This is a genomic window from Pseudomonas sp. R45(2017) (genome assembly GCF_002112305.1).
GTDB classification, from domain to species: domain Bacteria; phylum Pseudomonadota; class Gammaproteobacteria; order Pseudomonadales; family Pseudomonadaceae; genus Aquipseudomonas; species Aquipseudomonas paraglycinae.
On sequence record NZ_NEHH01000019.1, the window covers coordinates 1 to 18315 of the forward strand.

Annotated in this window: 14 protein-coding genes and 1 pseudogene; 8 read left to right on the top strand and 7 right to left on the bottom strand. The window is 59.9% G+C overall.

Translation table 11 applies throughout. The features are described from left to right. Positions 1-973: pseudogene (locus CAF74_RS29480) on the top strand (type VI secretion system tip protein VgrG); the annotation flags it as partial. A 2-nt stretch (positions 974-975) separates the two neighbouring features. Then, a complete protein-coding gene (locus tag CAF74_RS28320) occupies positions 976-4224 on the top strand; it encodes a phospholipase D-like domain-containing protein (RefSeq protein WP_305881817.1) in 3249 nt (1082 codons plus the stop codon). Between the two features lie 44 nt (positions 4225-4268). Here the strand turns inward: CAF74_RS28320 and CAF74_RS29315 are convergent, their stop codons facing one another. Beyond that, the gene (locus tag CAF74_RS29315) at positions 4269-4517 is read right to left on the bottom strand and encodes a hypothetical protein (RefSeq protein WP_166673450.1); all 249 of its coding nucleotides are present in this window, start codon (positions 4515-4517) and stop codon (positions 4269-4271) included. A 75-nt stretch (positions 4518-4592) separates the two neighbouring features. On the opposite strand from CAF74_RS29315, the gene CAF74_RS29320 reads away from it, so the two are divergent. The 3 genes from CAF74_RS29320 to CAF74_RS28335 all read left to right on the top strand — a co-directional run bounded on the left by CAF74_RS29320 (position 4593) and on the right by CAF74_RS28335 (position 7741). Beyond that, the gene (locus tag CAF74_RS29320; protein ID WP_256578415.1) at positions 4593-5327 is read left to right on the top strand and encodes a T6SS immunity protein Tli4 family protein; all 735 of its coding nucleotides are present in this window, start codon (positions 4593-4595) and stop codon (positions 5325-5327) included. Positions 5328-5372: 45 nt separating this feature from the next. After that, positions 5373-6479, top strand: coding sequence for a hypothetical protein (locus tag CAF74_RS29485; protein ID WP_085748550.1), 1107 nt, complete (start codon positions 5373-5375; stop codon positions 6477-6479). A gap of 110 nt (positions 6480-6589) precedes the next feature. Then, a complete protein-coding gene (locus CAF74_RS28335; protein ID WP_085613177.1) occupies positions 6590-7741 on the top strand; it encodes an MFS transporter in 1152 nt (383 codons plus the stop codon). A gap of 44 nt (positions 7742-7785) precedes the next feature. Here CAF74_RS28335 and CAF74_RS28340 read toward each other — a convergent pair whose 3' ends face one another. From CAF74_RS28340 to CAF74_RS28355, 4 genes are all read right to left on the bottom strand, one after another. Beyond that, entirely contained in the window at positions 7786-10209 is a 2424-nt protein-coding gene (locus CAF74_RS28340) for a TonB-dependent receptor (RefSeq protein WP_085748551.1), read from the bottom strand. Positions 10210-10307: 98 nt separating this feature from the next. Then, positions 10308-11291 (bottom strand): FecR family protein, encoded by a 984-nt coding sequence (locus CAF74_RS28345; RefSeq protein WP_085748552.1) that lies wholly within the window; start codon positions 11289-11291, stop codon positions 10308-10310. Between the two features lie 40 nt (positions 11292-11331). After that, positions 11332-11832 carry a sigma-70 family RNA polymerase sigma factor gene (locus CAF74_RS28350; protein WP_085748553.1) on the bottom strand — a complete coding sequence of 167 codons (501 nt, stop codon included), beginning with the start codon at positions 11830-11832 and terminating at the stop codon, positions 11332-11334. A gap of 109 nt (positions 11833-11941) precedes the next feature. Then, complete coding sequence (locus CAF74_RS28355) at positions 11942-12655, bottom strand: class I SAM-dependent methyltransferase (RefSeq protein WP_085748554.1); 714 nt, start codon at positions 12653-12655, stop codon at positions 11942-11944. A gap of 180 nt (positions 12656-12835) precedes the next feature. Here CAF74_RS28355 and CAF74_RS28360 point away from each other — a divergent pair, with 180 nt between their 5' ends. Genes CAF74_RS28360 through CAF74_RS28370 form a run of 3 tightly spaced genes read left to right on the top strand, consistent with a single transcriptional unit; the run spans position 12836 to position 16742 of the window. Continuing rightward, positions 12836-14005 carry an aromatic ring-hydroxylating dioxygenase subunit alpha gene (locus tag CAF74_RS28360; protein ID WP_085748555.1) on the top strand — a complete coding sequence of 390 codons (1170 nt, stop codon included), beginning with the start codon at positions 12836-12838 and terminating at the stop codon, positions 14003-14005. A gap of 39 nt (positions 14006-14044) precedes the next feature. Beyond that, positions 14045-15706, top strand: coding sequence for a choline dehydrogenase (locus CAF74_RS28365; protein WP_085748556.1), 1662 nt, complete (start codon positions 14045-14047; stop codon positions 15704-15706). Positions 15707-15719: 13 nt separating this feature from the next. Then, positions 15720-16742 (top strand): GlxA family transcriptional regulator, encoded by a 1023-nt coding sequence (locus CAF74_RS28370; protein ID WP_085748581.1) that lies wholly within the window; start codon positions 15720-15722, stop codon positions 16740-16742. 91 nt (positions 16743-16833) lie between these two features. Here CAF74_RS28370 and CAF74_RS28375 read toward each other — a convergent pair whose 3' ends face one another. Continuing rightward, positions 16834-17229: a hypothetical protein gene (locus CAF74_RS28375; protein WP_085748557.1), complete on the bottom strand. Its 396-nt coding sequence runs from the start codon at positions 17227-17229 to the stop codon at positions 16834-16836. A gap of 222 nt (positions 17230-17451) precedes the next feature. Further along, positions 17452-18186, bottom strand: coding sequence for a class II aldolase and adducin N-terminal domain-containing protein (locus CAF74_RS28380; protein WP_085748558.1), 735 nt, complete (start codon positions 18184-18186; stop codon positions 17452-17454). Positions 18187-18315: the final 129 nt, after the last annotated feature.

Here is an 18315-nt window from a genome sequence, read left to right on the forward strand (position 1 = left end):
CTCCCCGGGCGGCGGTGGCTACAACGAACTGCGCATCGAAGACAAAAAAGGCGCCGAACAAATCTTCATCCACGCCCAGCGCGACTGGGATGAAAACGTCGAACACGACCAGAAGATCCGCGTTGGGAATGAACGTCACGACACTGTGGTGAAGAACACCTACACCGAGCTGAAGGCTGAAGAACACCGCACCACGATTTCCGATCGCAAAGTGGAAGTGAAAGCCAGCGATCACCTGACCGTTAACCAGGACCAGCACATCAAACTCGGCACCGCTCAGTTGACCAGTGCAGGCAAGGAAATCCACCTCAAGGCCGGGGACAAAATGGTCATCGAGGCCGGCAGCGAACTGACCCTCCAGGCGGGTGGCAGCTTCATCAAACTCGATGGCGGCGGCATCACGGTGGTCGGGCCGGTGGTGAAGATCAACGCCGGTGGCTCGGCGGGAACAGGTTCCGGGATTGCGATCCTGATGCCGCTGCTGCCGATCCCTGCGCCGTCGGCCAAGGCCGGCAATCTCATGGCGCCCGCGCAACCGGGCGTATTGCCGACCAAGCCCGAGCCACGGGAATACTTCTTCGACATTACCCTGACCGATGTGCCCGGCGATGAAGGTTTCCCGCTGGCCCACACCCTCTGGCAGATCGTCCAGGACGGCGTGGATCAACCGTTGCTCGAAGGTCAGACCGACGAGAACGGACGCGTCAATATCGACGAACCGCAACGCCTGAAACTCTCCAAAGCTTATGCCGAAGCCGGCCCGTTGTGGCTGTGCTATCCGGGGCAACGCGTGCCCGTGGCCCTGCATGACGAACCGGCGGATGCGGACAAGGAGCGCTTCGCTCTCGCTGCCCTCGACTTTCATGACAGCACCCACCACCGCACCATCAACACCGCCAGCAACGAACGCAGCAAGCAGGACTTGCTCACCGACGGCGACTTGTACAGCCGCCTGCACAGCACGGACGAATGACCATGACGGATTCCGCTACCCCCTACAACGGCGTTCGCCACAAGGAAGTCAGCCAGATCAACACGGCCGCCGGCAAAGCGCTGCCCGCCGTCAACGCGCCGGACTTTTTCATACAGGACAAGTCCGCCTTCGCGCCGAAGCGCAGTGGCAACCAGGTACGTTTTTTCACCACTGGCGAGGATTACTACAAGGATCTGGCCAAGAAAATCGCCAAGGCCGAAACCTCGATTTTCATCACTGGCTGGCAGGTCAACTACGATGTGACCCTGGACGGCAAGCAGACCTTGTGGGAGTGCTTGTACAACGCCCTCCAGGCGCACCCGACACTGAAAGTCTTTGTCATGCCGTGGCTGAGCCCGGCGGCAAGCGTCGGCACTCATGACTTCGAAACCATGCTCGCGGTTTTCCAGCTCAACGCCGGGCTGAAAGTGCCGCGCGCCTTCTGCACCCCGGCCATCCAGCAAAGCGACATGAAGGGTCTGGGCTCGACATTTTCCCATCACCAAAAGTGCGTGGTGATCGACAACAAGATCGGCTATGTCGGCGGTATCGACCTGGCCTACGGTCGTCGAGATGACAACAACTTCAGCCTCAGCGCCGTCGACCGTCAGGGTAACGATGCGTATAACCCGGGGATTCCGCACCTGGGCTGGATGGACATGAACAAGCACGTCAGTCGAGCCGGCCTGCTGCTGGGCACGCTGTTCGACCTGTCCAAACCGCTGGCCGAAACGACCATCGGCACAGAAAACACCAACATCAAACTGGCGTTGCCCCGTCGCGCCAGCGTGATCAACGCCATCGCGGCGATTCAGAACTTCTTCGCAAGTCCCCCACTGCCCGTTCTGGACCGGGCAATGAAGGCTGGCAAAAGTCTGAAGGAGTCCGTGTCCTCCATCGATCCTTTGGCCAGGCCCAGGGAATATCTGACCGACGCGGCCATCCGCAATATCACCGCGCTGATCAAACACAACTGGACGCGCCTGCCGCTGGCCGAACCGCTCAAAGGCCAGGCTCAAGTGTGGATTCGCGAAGTCGAAACCAGCGCCGGCAATTTGCAGGCTTCCGTGCGTCTGAAGAGTTACGAGCTGATCAACAACTGGACGAACTCGACCGATCTCGGCCGTCTTGTCGCGATGTTCTGCGACAAGGGTTACGACGCGATGCCCGCAGAGAAAATGGGTTGGCTGAACAACATCGGCCAATTGACCACTTCATTGCTCGGGCACTTTTACGCGTTGCTGCAAGACCGCGTGGCCAATCACCGGGAGCCCTTTGAATATCTCAAACACCAACCGCAGCCGCTGGCTTCGGCAGATTACAGCCGGCTGGACAAGGATCAGCCGCGCATGCCGTGGCAGGACGTTCATAGCCGCATCGAAGGGCCGTCGGTGTACGACCTGTCGCGCAACTTCATCGACCGCTGGAACGGCCAACAGGCTTACATCGCCGAGATCAAGAGCCTGGAAAAAACCACCGTCATCGTCGCCCTGATGGAGTGGGTCAACACGCTGGTCAGGGACGCCGGCCTGCCCCATCACCTGGATCTCAACAATCAGATCAACCTGAAGCTGCCCATGCCCAAACCGGTCTGGATCGATCAGGCCCCGACCCTGCCGACGCCACCGCAGACAGCGCAAGGCGGAGTCAGCGTGCAAGTGCTGCGCAGCGCTTCAGCCGCGATGACCACTCAGGAAGCCAAGGGTCGAGACATGGCCAGGGTCAACCTGCCGCTGCCCGAGGGTTTCAACGTGGGCGGGGTCCAGGACAACTGCCTGCGCGCCATGCTGCAGACCATTTCCAGTGCCCAGCACTTCATCTACATCGAGAACCAGTTCTTCCAGACCGACTTCGGTGACGAGGGCGAGCTGGCGGAAGGCCGGCCGCTGTCCGGCCCGATGGCCAGCCTGCGCGACCCGTCCACCTTGAACGAGAATTTCGTCGCCCGGATCAAACTGCGTGAAGCGATGGAAGACCAGGACTTCACCCAGATCGACTGGAAAGAAGTCAACGCCATCAGCAAGGAGCCCGGCGAAGAGGCCCGCACCTTTCTCAAAAGTTTTCTGACGATCTGGCAGACCAACGCACAGGGCTGGCTGACGCAGAAACTGGGGAAAGAACAGAAGCTCACCAACACCATTGGCAAGGCGCTGGCCGACCGCATCGGTCGGGCGATTGCCGAAAACCGTCCTTTTCACGTGTACCTGATTTTGCCGGTGCATCCGGAAGGTGCGCTGAACGTGCTGAACCTCATGCACCAGGTTCACCTGACCATGCAAAGTCTGGTGTTTGGCGAACAGAGTCTGGTCAAACGCATTCAACGGCACATGGCGATAAAGGACATGATGGATCGCGGGGCGAGCAAGGAAGAGGCCGGGAAGATTATTGAGCGGGTGGATACCAACAAAAAGCCCGTCTACGCCCAACAGGACTGGTCAAAATATTTGACCCTGCTCAACCTGCGCACTTGGGATACGCTTGGCGATCGCGTGGTCACTGAACAGATCTACGTGCACAGCAAGTTGTTGATCGCGGATGATCGTGTAGCGATTCTCGGCAGCGCCAACATCAATGACCGCAGTCAATGCGGGACACGTGACTCTGAGCTGGCAGTCATTGTGCGCGATAGCGAATCGACTGACGCCAAGCTGGACGGCAAACACAACCAGAAGGTAGGGAAGACAATCAATAAATTGCGCAAGGATTTGTGGAAGAAGCACTTCGGAATGAGTCAGGCGAAGCAAAATGGCCCTGTGGCTCACTTTTCTGTTTCGGACGAAGTTCTCGATCAGCCTGCTGCTGAAAAGACCTGGAGAGCGATCCAGAATCAGGCTGCTGACAACACCAAAGCTTATGAACTTGCCTTCAGCTTTATCCCGCGAAATTTCAGTCGATTACAAGTAATCGAATCATCCACGATCCAAATGTACCAGAGCGGATTTCCAGCCCCAATCTGGCCAACCTGGACATATCGCTCAACTTTGTATCTCGATCAAGGCGGCCAGATATCGGACCCATTGCCCCATGAACAAGGTTTTTGGGAAAGCAAGACCTTGGCTGGAGTAAAAACGTATCCCGCCCCTATCGGGATTCAAGGATTCATCACGGCGTTACCTATCAACTGGACAAAAGGTGAGAATAACGATTCGGGATTGAACCTGACGATCATTGCTCACCATGACGATAAGAAGAACGATGTTCGCATCGCAAGCGCGAGCAAGACGCCCCATTCAAATGAGCACAATTCATGATACGAGTCATCATTGCCTTCACCAGCCTGCTGCTTGGCGCTCAGTCAGCTTGGGCTGAATCCAAGCTGCAAGAGTGCTTGGGACGCATGCGATTCCAGTCGCCAGAAAAGTTTGAGTGGGCAACCTTCGCGATCGAACGCAGCAACATGAAAAGTGCCGGCGGCCATGTTTTTTCGAAAAATGTTCACGCAGTGAGCGACTTCGTTAGTTACAACTACGACGATCTGACCATCAGAGTCAGCGATATTACGACCCGTGAAAATTTCGACAGGGAACGTAATGCCATCATCCATGAAACCGAACTCTATAAAAAAAACTTAGAGGAAGATCTCAAAACCAATGAGCGTCTGCTGGAAACGATCAAGCGAATGAAATACAGCGCCGACATCGTCAAAAACCACGAAAACGAAATCACCAAACTGGAAGACCAGATACGACAGACCAAAACCTATGAACACGACCTGGGCATCCCCGATTCCCACGTTCTGGGCAGCAAGGAAACGCCCTACGAATTCCTGCTCTGGCGCAACAACCGGGTGTTCTACTTCAACATGAACAAACCCGCCGAAAACTCCGCACAACGGATCAAGGACCTTGCCGCCCGCTTCGAAGCCCGCGACCTCTATGAAGTACCCGAAGGCCCCGGCGTCTGTATGCCTTACGGCTTTATCCATGACGACGGCAAAACCGGTTTCAGTGTCAAGAACAGCCTGCGCTTTACCAGCACTCCGAACGTGATCATGAGTTTGATCAATGCCTCGCAAAACGATCCGACCAAACCAACCCGTGGCACCTACGACACCGACTACCGCCCCGGCTACGACGCCGAAATCTGGAAAAAGTCGAAGATCATGGAGAAGTTCTACATCGGCGATCGCATGACCACCCTCGAAGGCTGGCGTCTTGACCCTCGTCCGGAAACCACCGAACAGGATCGCGCCTGGTTCGCCATCGCCCATGTTGGCGGTCTGGCGAGCCCGCTGATCGCAGCGCAGATGTTCACTTTCCAGAAAGGCACCGACGGCCTGAAAGATCTGGTGCCACCGCCCGAGGCGGTCGTACCGCGCTTTTTGAAGTTGACGCAAAGTATCCGTGAGCAGTGAGAGTCGGGTCGTGAACATGAAGCCACATCGAAGTAAGCACAGTTCATGAACCGAATCTTCTTTTCCTTCGCAGTTCTGCTGCTGGGCAGTCAGTCAGCACTTGCGGAACCTGCCTTGCACGAATGTCTGGGACGTACCAGATTCGAGTCACCGGAAGCATTCGAGTGGGCAACGTTTGCTATCGAACGTAGCAACATGAAAGGTGCAGGAGGACACGTATTTTCCAAGAATGTGCATGCGGTGGGCGACTACGTTAGTTATGACTTTGACGAACTCACCATCAGAGTCAGCGATGCCACGACACGTGAAAATTTTGAAAGACAACGCAACGCCATCGTTCACGAAACCGAACTCTACAAAAAGCGCCTCGAGGACAAGCTTGAAACCAACAAGGACCTTTTGGTATCGATCAAGGAGATGAACTATTCCCGTGACCAAGTGAAAAAGCAGGAGGAACAAATCAAAAAACTGGAAGAGCAAATACCCAAAGTAAAAAAATACGAACACGATCTAGGTATCCCCGACTCCTACGTCATGGGCGGCGAAAATATCCCCTACGAATTCCTGCTCTGGCGCAACAACCGGGTGTTCTACTTCAACATGAACAAACCCGCCGAAAACTCCGCACAACGGATCAAGGACCTTGCCGCGCGTTTCGAAGCCCGCGACCTCTATCAAGTCCCCGAAGGCCCCGGCGTCTGTATGCCCTACGGATTTATCCATGACGACGGCAAAACCGGTTTCAACGTCAAGAACAGCCTGCGCTTTACCAGCACGCCCAACGTCATCATGAGCCTGATCAACGCCTCACTCGGCAACCACGCCAAACCCACCGACGGCACCTACGATACCGACTACCGCCCCGGCTACGACGCCGAAATCTGGAAAAAGTCGAAGATCATGGAGAAGTTCTACATCGGCGATCGCATGACCACCCTAGAAGGCTGGCGTCTTGACCCTCGTCCGGAAACCACCGAACAGGATCGCGCCTGGTCCGCCATCGCCCATGTCGGCGGTCTCGCGAGCCCGCTGATCGCAGCGCAGATGTTCACTTTCCAGAAAGGCACCGACGGCCTGAAAGATCTGGTGCCACCGCCCGAGGCGGTCGTTCCGCGCTTTTTGAAGTTGACGCAAAGCATCCGTGAGCAGTGAAACGCTGTCACCGATCAGCCGAATCGGGAACTCAAGGTCGCGGCCCATGGACTGATGTGCAACGATGTTGCCCTGCATCACGCCATTGACCGCAAGACCAAGGACGTTTCATGACTGCCATCAACACCCCGCCCCCCCTCGCACCCGGACGTCTGCAACAGATGTCCACGCGCATCGCTTTCTTCATTGCCGGGCTCGGCATCGCCGCGTGGGCACCGCTGGTGCCCTACGCCAAGGCGCGGGCCGGTCTCGATGAAGGCACGTTGGGGTTGCTGTTGCTGTGCCTGGGCGTCGGTTCGATTCTGGCGATGCCGCTGGCGGGGATTCTGGCCACGCGATTTGGCTGCAGAAAAGTGGCTACCGGCGGCACGCTGCTGATCTGCGCGGCGTTGCCGTTGCTGGCGACGGTGTCGTCGATTCCGGCGTTGATCGCCACGTTGTTCATGTTCGGCGCCGGGCTGGGCACGGTGGATTCGACGGTGAACCTGCAAGCGGTGATCGTCGAGCGGGCCAGCGGCAAGAACATGATGTCGGGGTTTCACGGCCTGTTCAGCCTCGGCGGGATCGTCGGCGCAGCGGGCGTGAGCGCCCTGCTCGGTCTCGGGTTGTCGCCACTGGCGGCGATGCTGGTGGTGGTCGTGGTGCTGATCGCGGCGCTGTTCAAGGCGGTGCCGCACATGTTGCCTTACGGCAGTGAAAGCTCGGGCCCGGCGTTCGCAGTGCCCCACGGAATCGTGCTGTTCATCGGCGGCATGTGCTTCATCGTGTTCCTTACCGAAGGCGCGGCGCTGGACTGGAGCGCGGTGTTCCTGGCGCAGGAACGCGGGATCGACACCGCCTATGCCGGGCTGGGTTACGCAGCGTTCGCGTTGACCATGACGGCCGGCCGTTTGACCGGTGACCGGATCGTCCGCGCACTGGGCGCAACCCGGATCATTCTGTTTGGCGGACTACTGGCAGCGGCGGGACTGTTTCTGGCGACGTTCGCCCCGAGCTGGCAAGCCGCGCTGCTGGGCTATGCGCTGGTCGGTGCCGGCTGTTCGAATATCGTGCCGGTGCTGTATACGGCGGTGGGCAAACAGACGGTGATGCCGGAAAGCATCGCCGTGCCGGCAATTACCACGCTGGGTTATGCAGGGATTCTGGCAGGGCCGGCGGTGATCGGCTTTGTCGCCCATGCCAGCAGTTTGAGTTTCGCCTTCGGGCTGATGGCGACGTTGCTGGTGGCGGTGGCGATTGGCGGGAAAGCGCTGAAGGTCTGAGCTGGATCGTTCCCACGTCGAGACGCGGGAACGATCAGTGCAGATCAGAAACCGACGCTGGCCTGCACGAAGAACGTCCGTGGCGTGCCCACGTAGATTCCCGAGTTGTTGTCGCTGGAACGGGTGAAGTACTGCTTGTCGAAGATGTTTTTCACCCCGGCGCCGAGCTTCAGGTTCGACAGCTGTGCACCGAAGTCATAGCCGCCGCGCACGTTCCAGGTCACGTAGCCCGGAATGTCGCCGTACTGCCCGTCCGCCGTGCCTTCGGTGATGTAGTTGCCATTGAAGCTGCCGTCAGCATTCACGCCGGTGCCCGGCGAGCGCTGTTTGGACTGGGCGAAACCGTCGATGTTGTAGGTCCAGCGGTTGATGTCGTAACGCAGGCCGACGGTGGCCACCTGACGCGAGTAGAACGGCAGGTCGCGGCCCTTGAAGCCGGGGATCTCGCCTTCGTAGGTCGCGCGGGTGTAAGTGAATCCGGCGTTGGCGGTCAGGCCGTCGAGGCGTGGATCGAGCGCCGCCATGTCGTAGTGCACCGACGCTTCGATCCCCTGGTGCTTGGTCGCGCCGAGGTTGGTCCAGCCCACGTCGTTGCTGATGTATTGCAGTTCGTCATCGAAGTCGATGTAGAACAGCGTCACTTCACCGCCCCACACGTCATTGTTGTAGCGCGTGCCGATTTCGTAAGTCTTGGCTTTCTCCGGTTCCAGGCCATTGGCGGTCTGGTCACCCGAGCCGCCCTGGCCGAGCTGGAAGTACTGCAGGCTGCCGAACGACGTCTCGTAGTTGGCGAACAGCTTCCACGCATCGGACAGGTGATACATCACGCTCAGGGCCGGCAACGGCTCGTTGCTTTCGATGCTGCGGTTTTTCTCGGGGACGGGTTTGCCGGCGGTGTCGAGCACAGCGCGATCATGCCAGTCGGTGCTGATGTGTTCGAAGCGAATGCCCGGGGTCACGGTCCAGTTGCCGACGTCGATCTTGTTGTCGATGTACACCGAGTTGGCCTCGGTGCCGCCGGTACGGTCCTGGAACACGTGACCGTCGGAGGTCTTGGTGACCACTGGCACATTGTTGACCAGCGCCAGACGGCTCGACTGCTCGTGCATCGCCTCTTTCAAATAACGGTAACCGACGCTGACTTCCTGGGTGGTCGGGCCGACGTCAAACACACGCGAAACACGCGGCTCGATACCCAACGTGTAGTAGGAGCGCGGGAACGAGCTGAGGGTTTTCTGATCGCGGGCGGCGATGGTGCTGCCGCGAAAGCTGTCGGAATAGTAGGTCAGCACTTCTGCCTGGGTGCGCTCGTCGATCTGCCGGATCCACTTGAACGACACGTCCTTGCGGCGGCCGCTGAAGCCGTCGTAGTCGCGGTCGGACTGGAACGGTTTGTCGTCGTACTGCTTTTGCGTCAGGCCGCCGGGCATGTCGGCGCTGGCGTCGTAGTAGTGGAAGTTGAGGCTGAAATCGTCCTGATCGGTCGGTGCCCAGTGGGTCTTGAGGATCACGTCGTCGATGTCGTTGCCGTTGTTGCGCTCGCGGTAACCGTTGCCGTTGACGCCCGAGTACAACAGCGCCATGCCGATGCCGTTGTCGGCCGTGCCGCCGAGGAACGCGGTGTCGATGTGTTTCCAGCCACCGTGCTGCGAGGTTTCCAGGGTGGTGCCGATTTCACCGGTGGTTTTTTCCGGGATCGCGCGGGTCACGAAGTTGATCACGCCGCCGACGTTCTGCGGTCCGTAACGCACGGAGCCGGCACCACGGACCACGTCGATGCTGTCGAGGTTGCCGGAAGAAATCGGCGCCATCGACAGTTGTGGCTGACCGTACGGGGCGAACGCGGCCGGCACGCCATCAATCAATACGGTCGAGCGTGGCGACAGGCGCGACGTCAAACCCCGTACGCCGACGTTCAGCGAAATATCGCTGCCGCCGGTGCCGTTGGCTTCCTGCACCTGCACGCCCGGCACGCGGCGCAGCACGTCGCCGACGTTCATCGCGCCCTGCTCGACCATCGCTTCACGGCGAATCACCGTGCGCGCGCCGGGGTGGTTCTGCACCACGGCGGCGTCGGCGTCACCGAGCCAGTCGCCGACCACTTTGATGTCGGTCACGCCCAGCTCCAGCGGGCCGTTGGCGGCGGAAGTCGGGGCCGGGGACAAGGTCACCGAGCCTTCATTGATCTGATAATCCAGACCGCTGCCTTGCAGCAATTGGCGCAGGGCCTGCTCCGGAGAAAGATTGCCGTCCACCGCCGGGGCCTGTTTGCCGGCAACCAGGTCCGGGCTGAAAAACACCTGCAACGACGTTTGCTGGCCCAGTTCGCTCAGGGCCTGGCCCAACGGCTGTGCGCGGATGTGAATGGCTTCGGCGGCGAAGGCCATCGGCACGGCGGCGTTGACCGCCAGCGCGAGCGCCAGCGGTAACCAAGGGAATTTTTTGTTTTTGGCGGTGGAGTTTTTCACGTCGAACGGAGTCCTGTGGATCGCAAGAGTGTGCGGCTGTTAATGCAAACCAGTTGCAGTTGAACAGGAAGACGACGAACTCGAAAAAAACCTGAATTTTATTTTGAAATTATTTCCTGGCTGCCGTCGGCAAGAGTGCGCACGGCCACTGGAAGGATGCTCGGCAAGGCCCTGAGCAAGGCATCGGTATTGTCGGATTTGAACACGCTGGTCAGGCGCAAATTGGCCACGGCGGGGTTAGAGACCTTCAGCGGCTTGTCGCGATAACGCGACACTTCCTCGGCGACTTCGCTGAGGCTGGCGTTGTTGAACACCAGTTTGCCGCTGCGCCAGGCTGTCAGCTCCGCCGGGTTGACCGCGTAGGCCGGCGTTACTTTGCCCTGTGCATCGATCCGCGTGCCGAGGCCGGCAGTGAGGCTGATGAAATCGGCATCGGCCGCACCACGACCCTGCACCCTGACCGTGCCCTGCTCCACCGCGACCCGGGTCTGCGTCACATCGCGGCGCACATCGAAACGAGTGCCAGTCACCGTGACCTTGCCGCTGCCGGCCTCGACCACGAACGGGCGAGAAGTATCGTGCTCGACGCTGAACATCGCTTCGCCTTCAGTCAGCTCGATGAGCCGCCGATCCTTCTCGAAACGCACCTGCAGACGGCTGCGGCTGTTGAGGTCGATCACCGAACCGTCCGGCAGCGCGACATGCTTGCGCTCGCCCAGCGCGGTGGCGAATTCGGCGCTGTAACCTTGCGGGTGATTCAGACCGCTGAACAGACCGAGCCCGAGCGCCACCGCGACCACGCTGGCCGCCACGGCATAACGCAACAATGGACGGCGTTCGCGCCGTGCCGGCGGGGTTTCGCACAAAGCTTTGAGGCGTGGCGCCGGCAGCAGATCCGCCGCCGTCCACAAGCCCTGGAGCAACTGGAATTCGTCACGGTGCTGGGGATGTTCGTTCAGCCACGCGTCGAAGCGCTGCTGTTCGTCGACACTGACGGCCGGCTCCTGCAAACGCACAAACCAGCGTGCCGCGTCATCGCGCACCGTTGTTTGCCCGCACGCGCAATCACGAGTATCCATCATGGAATGTCCTGTTTGGCTGGGGATGAAAAGACGCCGCGGCTCATGAATGCGCCCCGTCCAGGCGATCACGCAGATGCCGCAGGGTGCGGATCATATACTTTTCCACCATGTTCTTGGACAGGCCCAGGCGCTCGGCGATTTCCGCCTGGGTCAGGCCTTCGATCTTCTGCCAGACGAAGATACGTCGACAGTTGACCGGAAGCTCCGTGAGCGCGCGTTCGATGGAATCGGCCAGCTGGATCGCATGCATGTAATGCTCCGGATCGCCGGTCGGCGACTCACTGAGATCGATCGCCTCCGACTCCATGGCGCCCCGCCGGTCCTCACGCCGATAGCCGTCCACCGCGATGTTGCGCGCGGTCTGATGCAAATACGCCCGGGGTTGCTGCACCGTCGACGAATCGGATTCGAGCACCCGCACAAAGGTGTCGTGCGCCAGATCCTCGGCCTGCGAGCGATTGCGCAGGCGACGGGTCCAGGTGCCGATCAACTCTTCGTAATGCTCGAGAAAGCCGGGTCTGCGGGGCAGCATGGGGATCATTGCGGCGTGCTGAAGAAAGGGGCGTGAATAGTAATGCTTCCTATTAAGCCGAAGCAATGGATTCCTCGGGAATGCCGACGAAGCTGTTTCCTTCTATCAATCCGGCGCTCTAACCCGCGGCAATCCCTGCCTTGCGCGGGCAGAACCACCCGTGCATCAGACCCGCCTGAAAGAACTGGACCGGCGCCTCGAACCCGGACGACTCGATCAGACTGGCGACCTGCGGCACCGGCAGAATCGCCACATCCCGGGCATACGCCGTGCGCGCTCGTTCGAGCATTTGCGGCGGCACCTGGGCCGAAGCCATCAGCGTCATCCAGTGACGCAGCAATGCTTCATAGGCCGGGGATTGAGTATCCGAGGCCAGATCAGCATTCGCCAGAATCCCACCCGGTACCAGACGACGGGCAATCTCACGGAAAAAGTCGATACGCACCTGAGGGTCGAGCAAAAACTGCGACACCAGAAAACAGGTTGCGCCGTCGTAACCGGATTCATCCGTCAGCGTATCGAGGTAGCCTTCGTGAAAATGGCAGCGGGAGAGAAAACCGCCCTCTGTCGCTCGCTGACGGCACACGTCGAGCATGGCGCCCGAAGGGTCGACTGCGGTGAATTGCCAGCCGGGAAACTGCTGCGCCAGATGGGCCATTTCCACACCGGTGCCCACGCCGACGCAGAGTATCCGGGCATTCTCCGGCAGGCCCGCGAACACTGAATCCAGCAGCAGATACAGGGCATCACGAAGGGGCGCCATGCCGCTCCACTGTTTGTCATAGACGGCGGACTGCTGGTCGAACAAGGCCTTGAGTGCTTGATTGTCCATGGAAAACCTTCCTCTGCATCATGATCGCGGTGAAGTTTCATTATCGCAGGGCTGTCAAGACCTCCCCGATACAGCCTGAGATTGATCATTCCACCCATCAACTGGTCGCAATCCATCAACCCCACCCTCGCGCCGCACCCTAGATTAGATCCCACAACAACACGCCGTGGAGATCGCCTCATGCACAGTTTCCAGACCCGCAAGCAGCACAGTCCGGTCGACGCCTGGGATCAGCAGGATCCGGAGCAGGCCTTCACCCTGCCCTCGCGTTATTTCTACGACGACAGCCTGTTCCGTGCCGAGCGCGACAACATTTTCATGAGGGCCTGGCATGTCGCCGGGCATGTCAGTGAGTTCGCCGAGCCGGGGCAGTTCGTCGTCACGGATCTGTTCGACCAGAGCGTGGTGGTGGCGAAGAATCGGCAGGGGCAGATCCATGGTTTTCACAACGTCTGCCAGCATCGCGGCAATCGCCTGCTCGAAGAACGCCGTGGCACTACCGGCGGCGTGGTGCGCTGCGCCTATCACTCGTGGTGCTATGAAATGGACGGCAGCCTGCGCGGTGCGCCGCGTTGCGAGCGGATGAAGAATTTCGAGCTGGCGCAGTTCAACATTCCACAGGTGCGCACGGAAGAACTCGGCGGCTTCGTCTACTTCAACCTCGATCCGAATGCGCCGTCGCTGCGGGATCTGTTCCCCGGTGCCGACGAAGAAATGCGCCGGGTGTTTCCAGACCTGGCCGACATGCATCTGATCGAGGAACAAGACGTGATCGTGCCGGCCAACTGGAAAGTGATCATGGACAATTCCATCGAGGGCTATCACTTCAAGCTGTCCGGCCCGTGCCACATCGACCTCGCCCGGCTGATCGATTTCAAGGGTTACCAGTTGATCAAACGCGACAACTGGTGGACCTACGCCGCACCGGCCAATCTGTCGGCGACCGAGGCCTATGGCGTGCCGCTGAAAAGCGAACTGAACCCGCAGGAATGTTTCTTCAACATCGGCCTGTGGCCGAACAACACCTTCTACACCTTCCCGTTCTCCGAGCTTCTCGGCTCGTTCATCATGATTCCGCTCGACGCCGAGCGCTCGCTGCTGCGCTTCGGTTACTACTCCAGCAACCCCGAAACCGCCGCCGTCAGCACGGCGTGCATGAAGTGGATGAACGGAGACCTCGGCCCCGAAGACATCGCCCTGAACATCTCGGTGCAAAAGGGCCTGCGCTCGCTCGGTTACGACCAGGGCCGCTACATGATCGACGCCCAGCGCAGCAATGAAAGCGAGCATCTGGTGCATCACTTTCATCGTCTGGTGTTCAACGGTATTCACGGCCATTGCGTGGACTGATCCGCCCTTCCCTCGTCATTTGTCTGAACGGAGCAAACCATGGACGAAACCGGGTTTGATTACCTGATCGTGGGCGCCGGTTCGGCCGGTTGCGTGTTGGCCAATCGCTTGAGCGAAGACCCGAACGTGCGCATCCTGCTGCTGGAGGCCGGGCCCGAGGACAAGAGCTGGACGATCGACATGCCGTCCGCCATGGGCCTTGTGGTGGGTGGGTCGCGCTATAACTGGAGTTATCAGTCGGAGCCCGAGCCGTACCTCGACGGCCGCCGAATCGGCACGCCGAGAGGCCGCACCCTCGGCGGTTCATCGTCGATCAACGGCATGGTCTACATCCGTGGCCATGCCCGGGATTACGACGGCTGGGCCGAGCAAGGCTGCGTTGGCTGGAGCTATCGCGAGGTACTGCCGTACTTCAAGCGAGCGCAGACTCACGCCGGCGGTGGCGATGACTATCGCGGCGGCGACGGCCATTTGCACGTCACTCCCGGCGATGTAGAAATACCATTGTGCGCGGCGTTCATCGCGGCCGGGGCCGAGGCCGGTTATGGCGTCAGCGAGGACTTGAACGGCTATCGTCAGGAAGCCTTCGGCCCGGTGGATCGCACTACACGCAACGGTCGGCGCTGGAGCGCTTCGCGCGGTTATCTGAGCGAAGCACTGGCTCGGGGCAATGTGCGCGTGGTCACCGATGCGTTGGTGCTACGCATTCTGTTCGAGGGCCGGCAAGCGGTCGGGATTGATTATGAACAGAACGGCGAAACGAACACCGTCCGCGCTCGCCGGGAAGTGTTGCTGACGGCCGGGGCGATCAATTCGCCGCAGTTGCTGTTGCTCTCGGGCGTCGGCCCGGCGGCGGAACTGCGTGACCTCGGGATCGGCGTCGTGCACGACCTGCCCGGCGTCGGTAAACGCCTCAACGATCACCCGGACGCGGTGGTGCAATTTCGCTGCAAACAACCGGTGTCGCTGTATCGCTGGACCACCGCGCCGGGTAAATGGTGGATCGGCGCGCGCTGGTTCGTCCGTCACGACGGCCTGGCGGCGAGCAATCACTTCGAGGCCGGTGCGTTCCTGCGTTCCCGAGCCGGCGTCGAACACCCGGACCTGCAACTGACCTTCATGCCGCTGGCGGTGCAACCGGGCAGCGTCGAGCTGGTGCCGACCCACGCGTTCCAGATCCACATCGACCTGATGCGCCCCACCAGCCTGGGCAGCGTGACCCTGCACAGCGCCGAACCGCGGCGGCCGCCGAGGATTCTGTTCAACTATTTGAAGACCGCGCAGGACCGTGCCGACATGCGCGCCGGCGCTCGGCTGGTGCGGGAAATCATCGAGCAACCGGCGATGGCGCCGTTCAAGGGCGAAGAGCTGGTGCCGGGCCGTTCGGTGCAGACCGACAACGAACTCGATGCCTGGGCGCGGCAGGTCACGGAAACCGGCTACCATGCCAGCGGCACCTGCAAGATGGGGCCGGCGGGCGACCCTGAAGCGGTGGTCGATCCGCAACTGCGAGTGCATGGCCTCGACGGCTTGCGGGTGGTGGACGCGTCGATCATGCCGGCGATCGTCAGCGGCAACACTAACGCACCGACGGTGATGATCGCGGAAAAGGCCAGCGACCTGATCCGTAAGCTCACGCCGTTGCCAGCCCTCGATGTACCGGTGTGGATCAACCCGCACTGGCAGACCGAACAACGATGAAGCAGAGATGGCGATGACCCGATCCGCTGAAGCTGTACCGCGCAATGAAGCACCGCTGCGAGTGGCGGTGCTGTTGCTGCCGGCGTTTTCCAATTTCGGTCTGGCGGCAGTGCTCGAACCGCTGGCCATCGCCAACTGGTTGAGCCAGCGCACGCTGTTCGAGTGGACGTTGCTGTCGTTGCAGCCGGGCCCGGTGACGGCCAGCAACGGTCTGGCGAGCATCGCCGAGGACGGCTTGAACAACGAGCAGGCCTTCGACGCCTGCGTGGTACTGGCCAGTTTCGAGGTGCATCAACACAGCCGCAATCCGGCGCTCAAGAGTTGGCTGCGCAAGCAGGCGCTGTTCGGCGCGATCTTGATCGGCGTGGAAACCGGCACCGAACTGCTGGCCGCCGCCGGTGTGCTCGACGGCTACGAAGCGGCGGTGCATTGGGACAACCTGCAGGGTTTTCAGGAGAGTTACCCCAAGGTCCGCGCCCGACCGCAGCTCTACACCCTCGAACGCCAGCGCCTGACCTGCGCCGGCGCGACCACCATTCTCGACATGCTGCTGGGCTGGATCGGCCAGCGCATCGATCCTGATCTGGCCCGGGAAATCGGCCTGCACCTGTTGATGGGCCAGATGCGCGCGCCGGCGGACAATCAGCTCGACGGCGGTCTGGGCAACAGCGGGATGTACGGCAACAAGATCCGCCGTGCCGTGCAACTGATGGAAAAGGCTCTGGAAGAACCGCTGGACTGCGAGGCGATTGCCAGCGAAGTTGGCCTGTCGCGACGGCAACTCGAGCGCCAGTTCAAACATCAGACCGGGCTCTCGCCGCTCAAGTACTACATCACCCTGCGCCTGGCCCGGGCGCACAACCTGTTGCAACAGACGCAGATGAGCGTGGCCCAGGTGGCGGCGTGTTCCGGGTTTGGCTCGCTGGAGCATTTCTCCCGCACTTACCGCGCACGCTTTGGTTGCCCGCCGAGTGAGGATCGGCGCCAGGCGTGGAGTGCGCCGGTGATGCGCCAGCCGTTGAGCAAGGCACCTTGAAACGAAGAGCGGCCATTCACCCGTGACGTTGCGCAAGCCTTGCTGGCAAAAAAATGCCTGCAACAGGCAGGCATTGTTGAAACTCGGACGTTCAGTTGTGCGTTCGGACCTCGTCGCACGATTGACCACTTGAATTCATTAACCGGACCACTACCGATGCAGTGTTCCCCATTACGCCATTGATCAGGTAGTTATAACGAACCGAGCCATTTCCAATGAGTTTGATTTTGTTCCATTCCTTAAAGCAATCAACGGAGCCATTCTCGATGTCAGCCCGTGTTACATTTCGGCTCAATGATGTCGAAGCGCCCTGGATGGGTACCTCACCTTCGGAATCACTGCATCCCTGAAATTTGCCGATGAACTCGTCACCCACTTTCGCCTCATTTGACAACGCCCCCACTTCTACCGAAATGCCGTTAATTTGAGGTTTTGAGCTGCAGTTAATCACACCGTTAAACAAGTCTTTAAAATGAATATCAGCCATTTCTGTTGCTCCATGAATTGATTGGTTTGATGCTCGCACAGGTTAAATTGAAACCACGCGCCTCAAGCCAATCGTCGTCCCTTATCAGCTTTTTGCACACTGTCAGAACTGACAGTCATTCAATACCCATTCGCTATAACAATTTGTTCTTTCCAGCCAAACTCAATTTCACTGTGGCACGAATCCGCGCGGGTTCTGGATCAGCCATCCGAGAACCCATCGCTAATTCAGCTGGCGGTAGACCGGTTCCTCTTCGTCGAGGATGCCCATCAATGCATTGAAATGCTTATCCGCAAACCCCGGATAATCCAGCCATTGCCGACACGTCTTGCGCGCCACTTCATCGCTGGCCACGCGCAATTCCTGCCCGGTCGCCAGTGCGGTGATATACACCTCGCACGCCCGTTCGAAGTAATACAGATCATCAAACGCCTGAGCCACGCTCGGCGCCGCGACCAGCAATCCATGATTGCCCATCAGCAGGATCGGCTTGTCACCGAGCAGCCTGCTCACCCGCTCCGCCTCTTCCCCAAGACCCATGCCATCGAATCCTTCGTCAATCGCCACCCGCTCGAAAAACCGCATGCTGTTCTGCTCGATCGGTGGCAGGCGCGAGTCCTTCAGGCATGCTAGCGTCGTCGCGTATCTGCTGTGGGTATGGAGGATGCAACGGGCCTGGGGCTGGTTGCGGTGCAAGGCACTGTGCAAGGCCCACGCGGTTTTGTCCGGGGAGTCCGGGCAGTCGAGACTGGACGGATCGTCGGCATTGAGCAACAGCAGATCACTAGCACGGATCCGCGAGAAGTGTTTGCCGTAGGGGTTGATCAGAAACTCGCGACCGTCCTGCGAAGTGGCCACGCTGAAGTGATTGGCGATGGATTCGTGCAGGTTCAAACGCGCAGCCCAGCGCAGGGCGCAGGCCAGCTGGATTCTCAGGTGTTCGACGTTGTCGTGCATGGCGCGGCCTCCCGGTTTCACCCGAGTGTAGAGCGCATGCTTTCATCGACTTGACGGGAAACGACAGTGGCTGCCGTTTTGAGCCGTGTGTCCATCAGAAACGGGAGCGAGCACGCTCGCTCCCGCCGG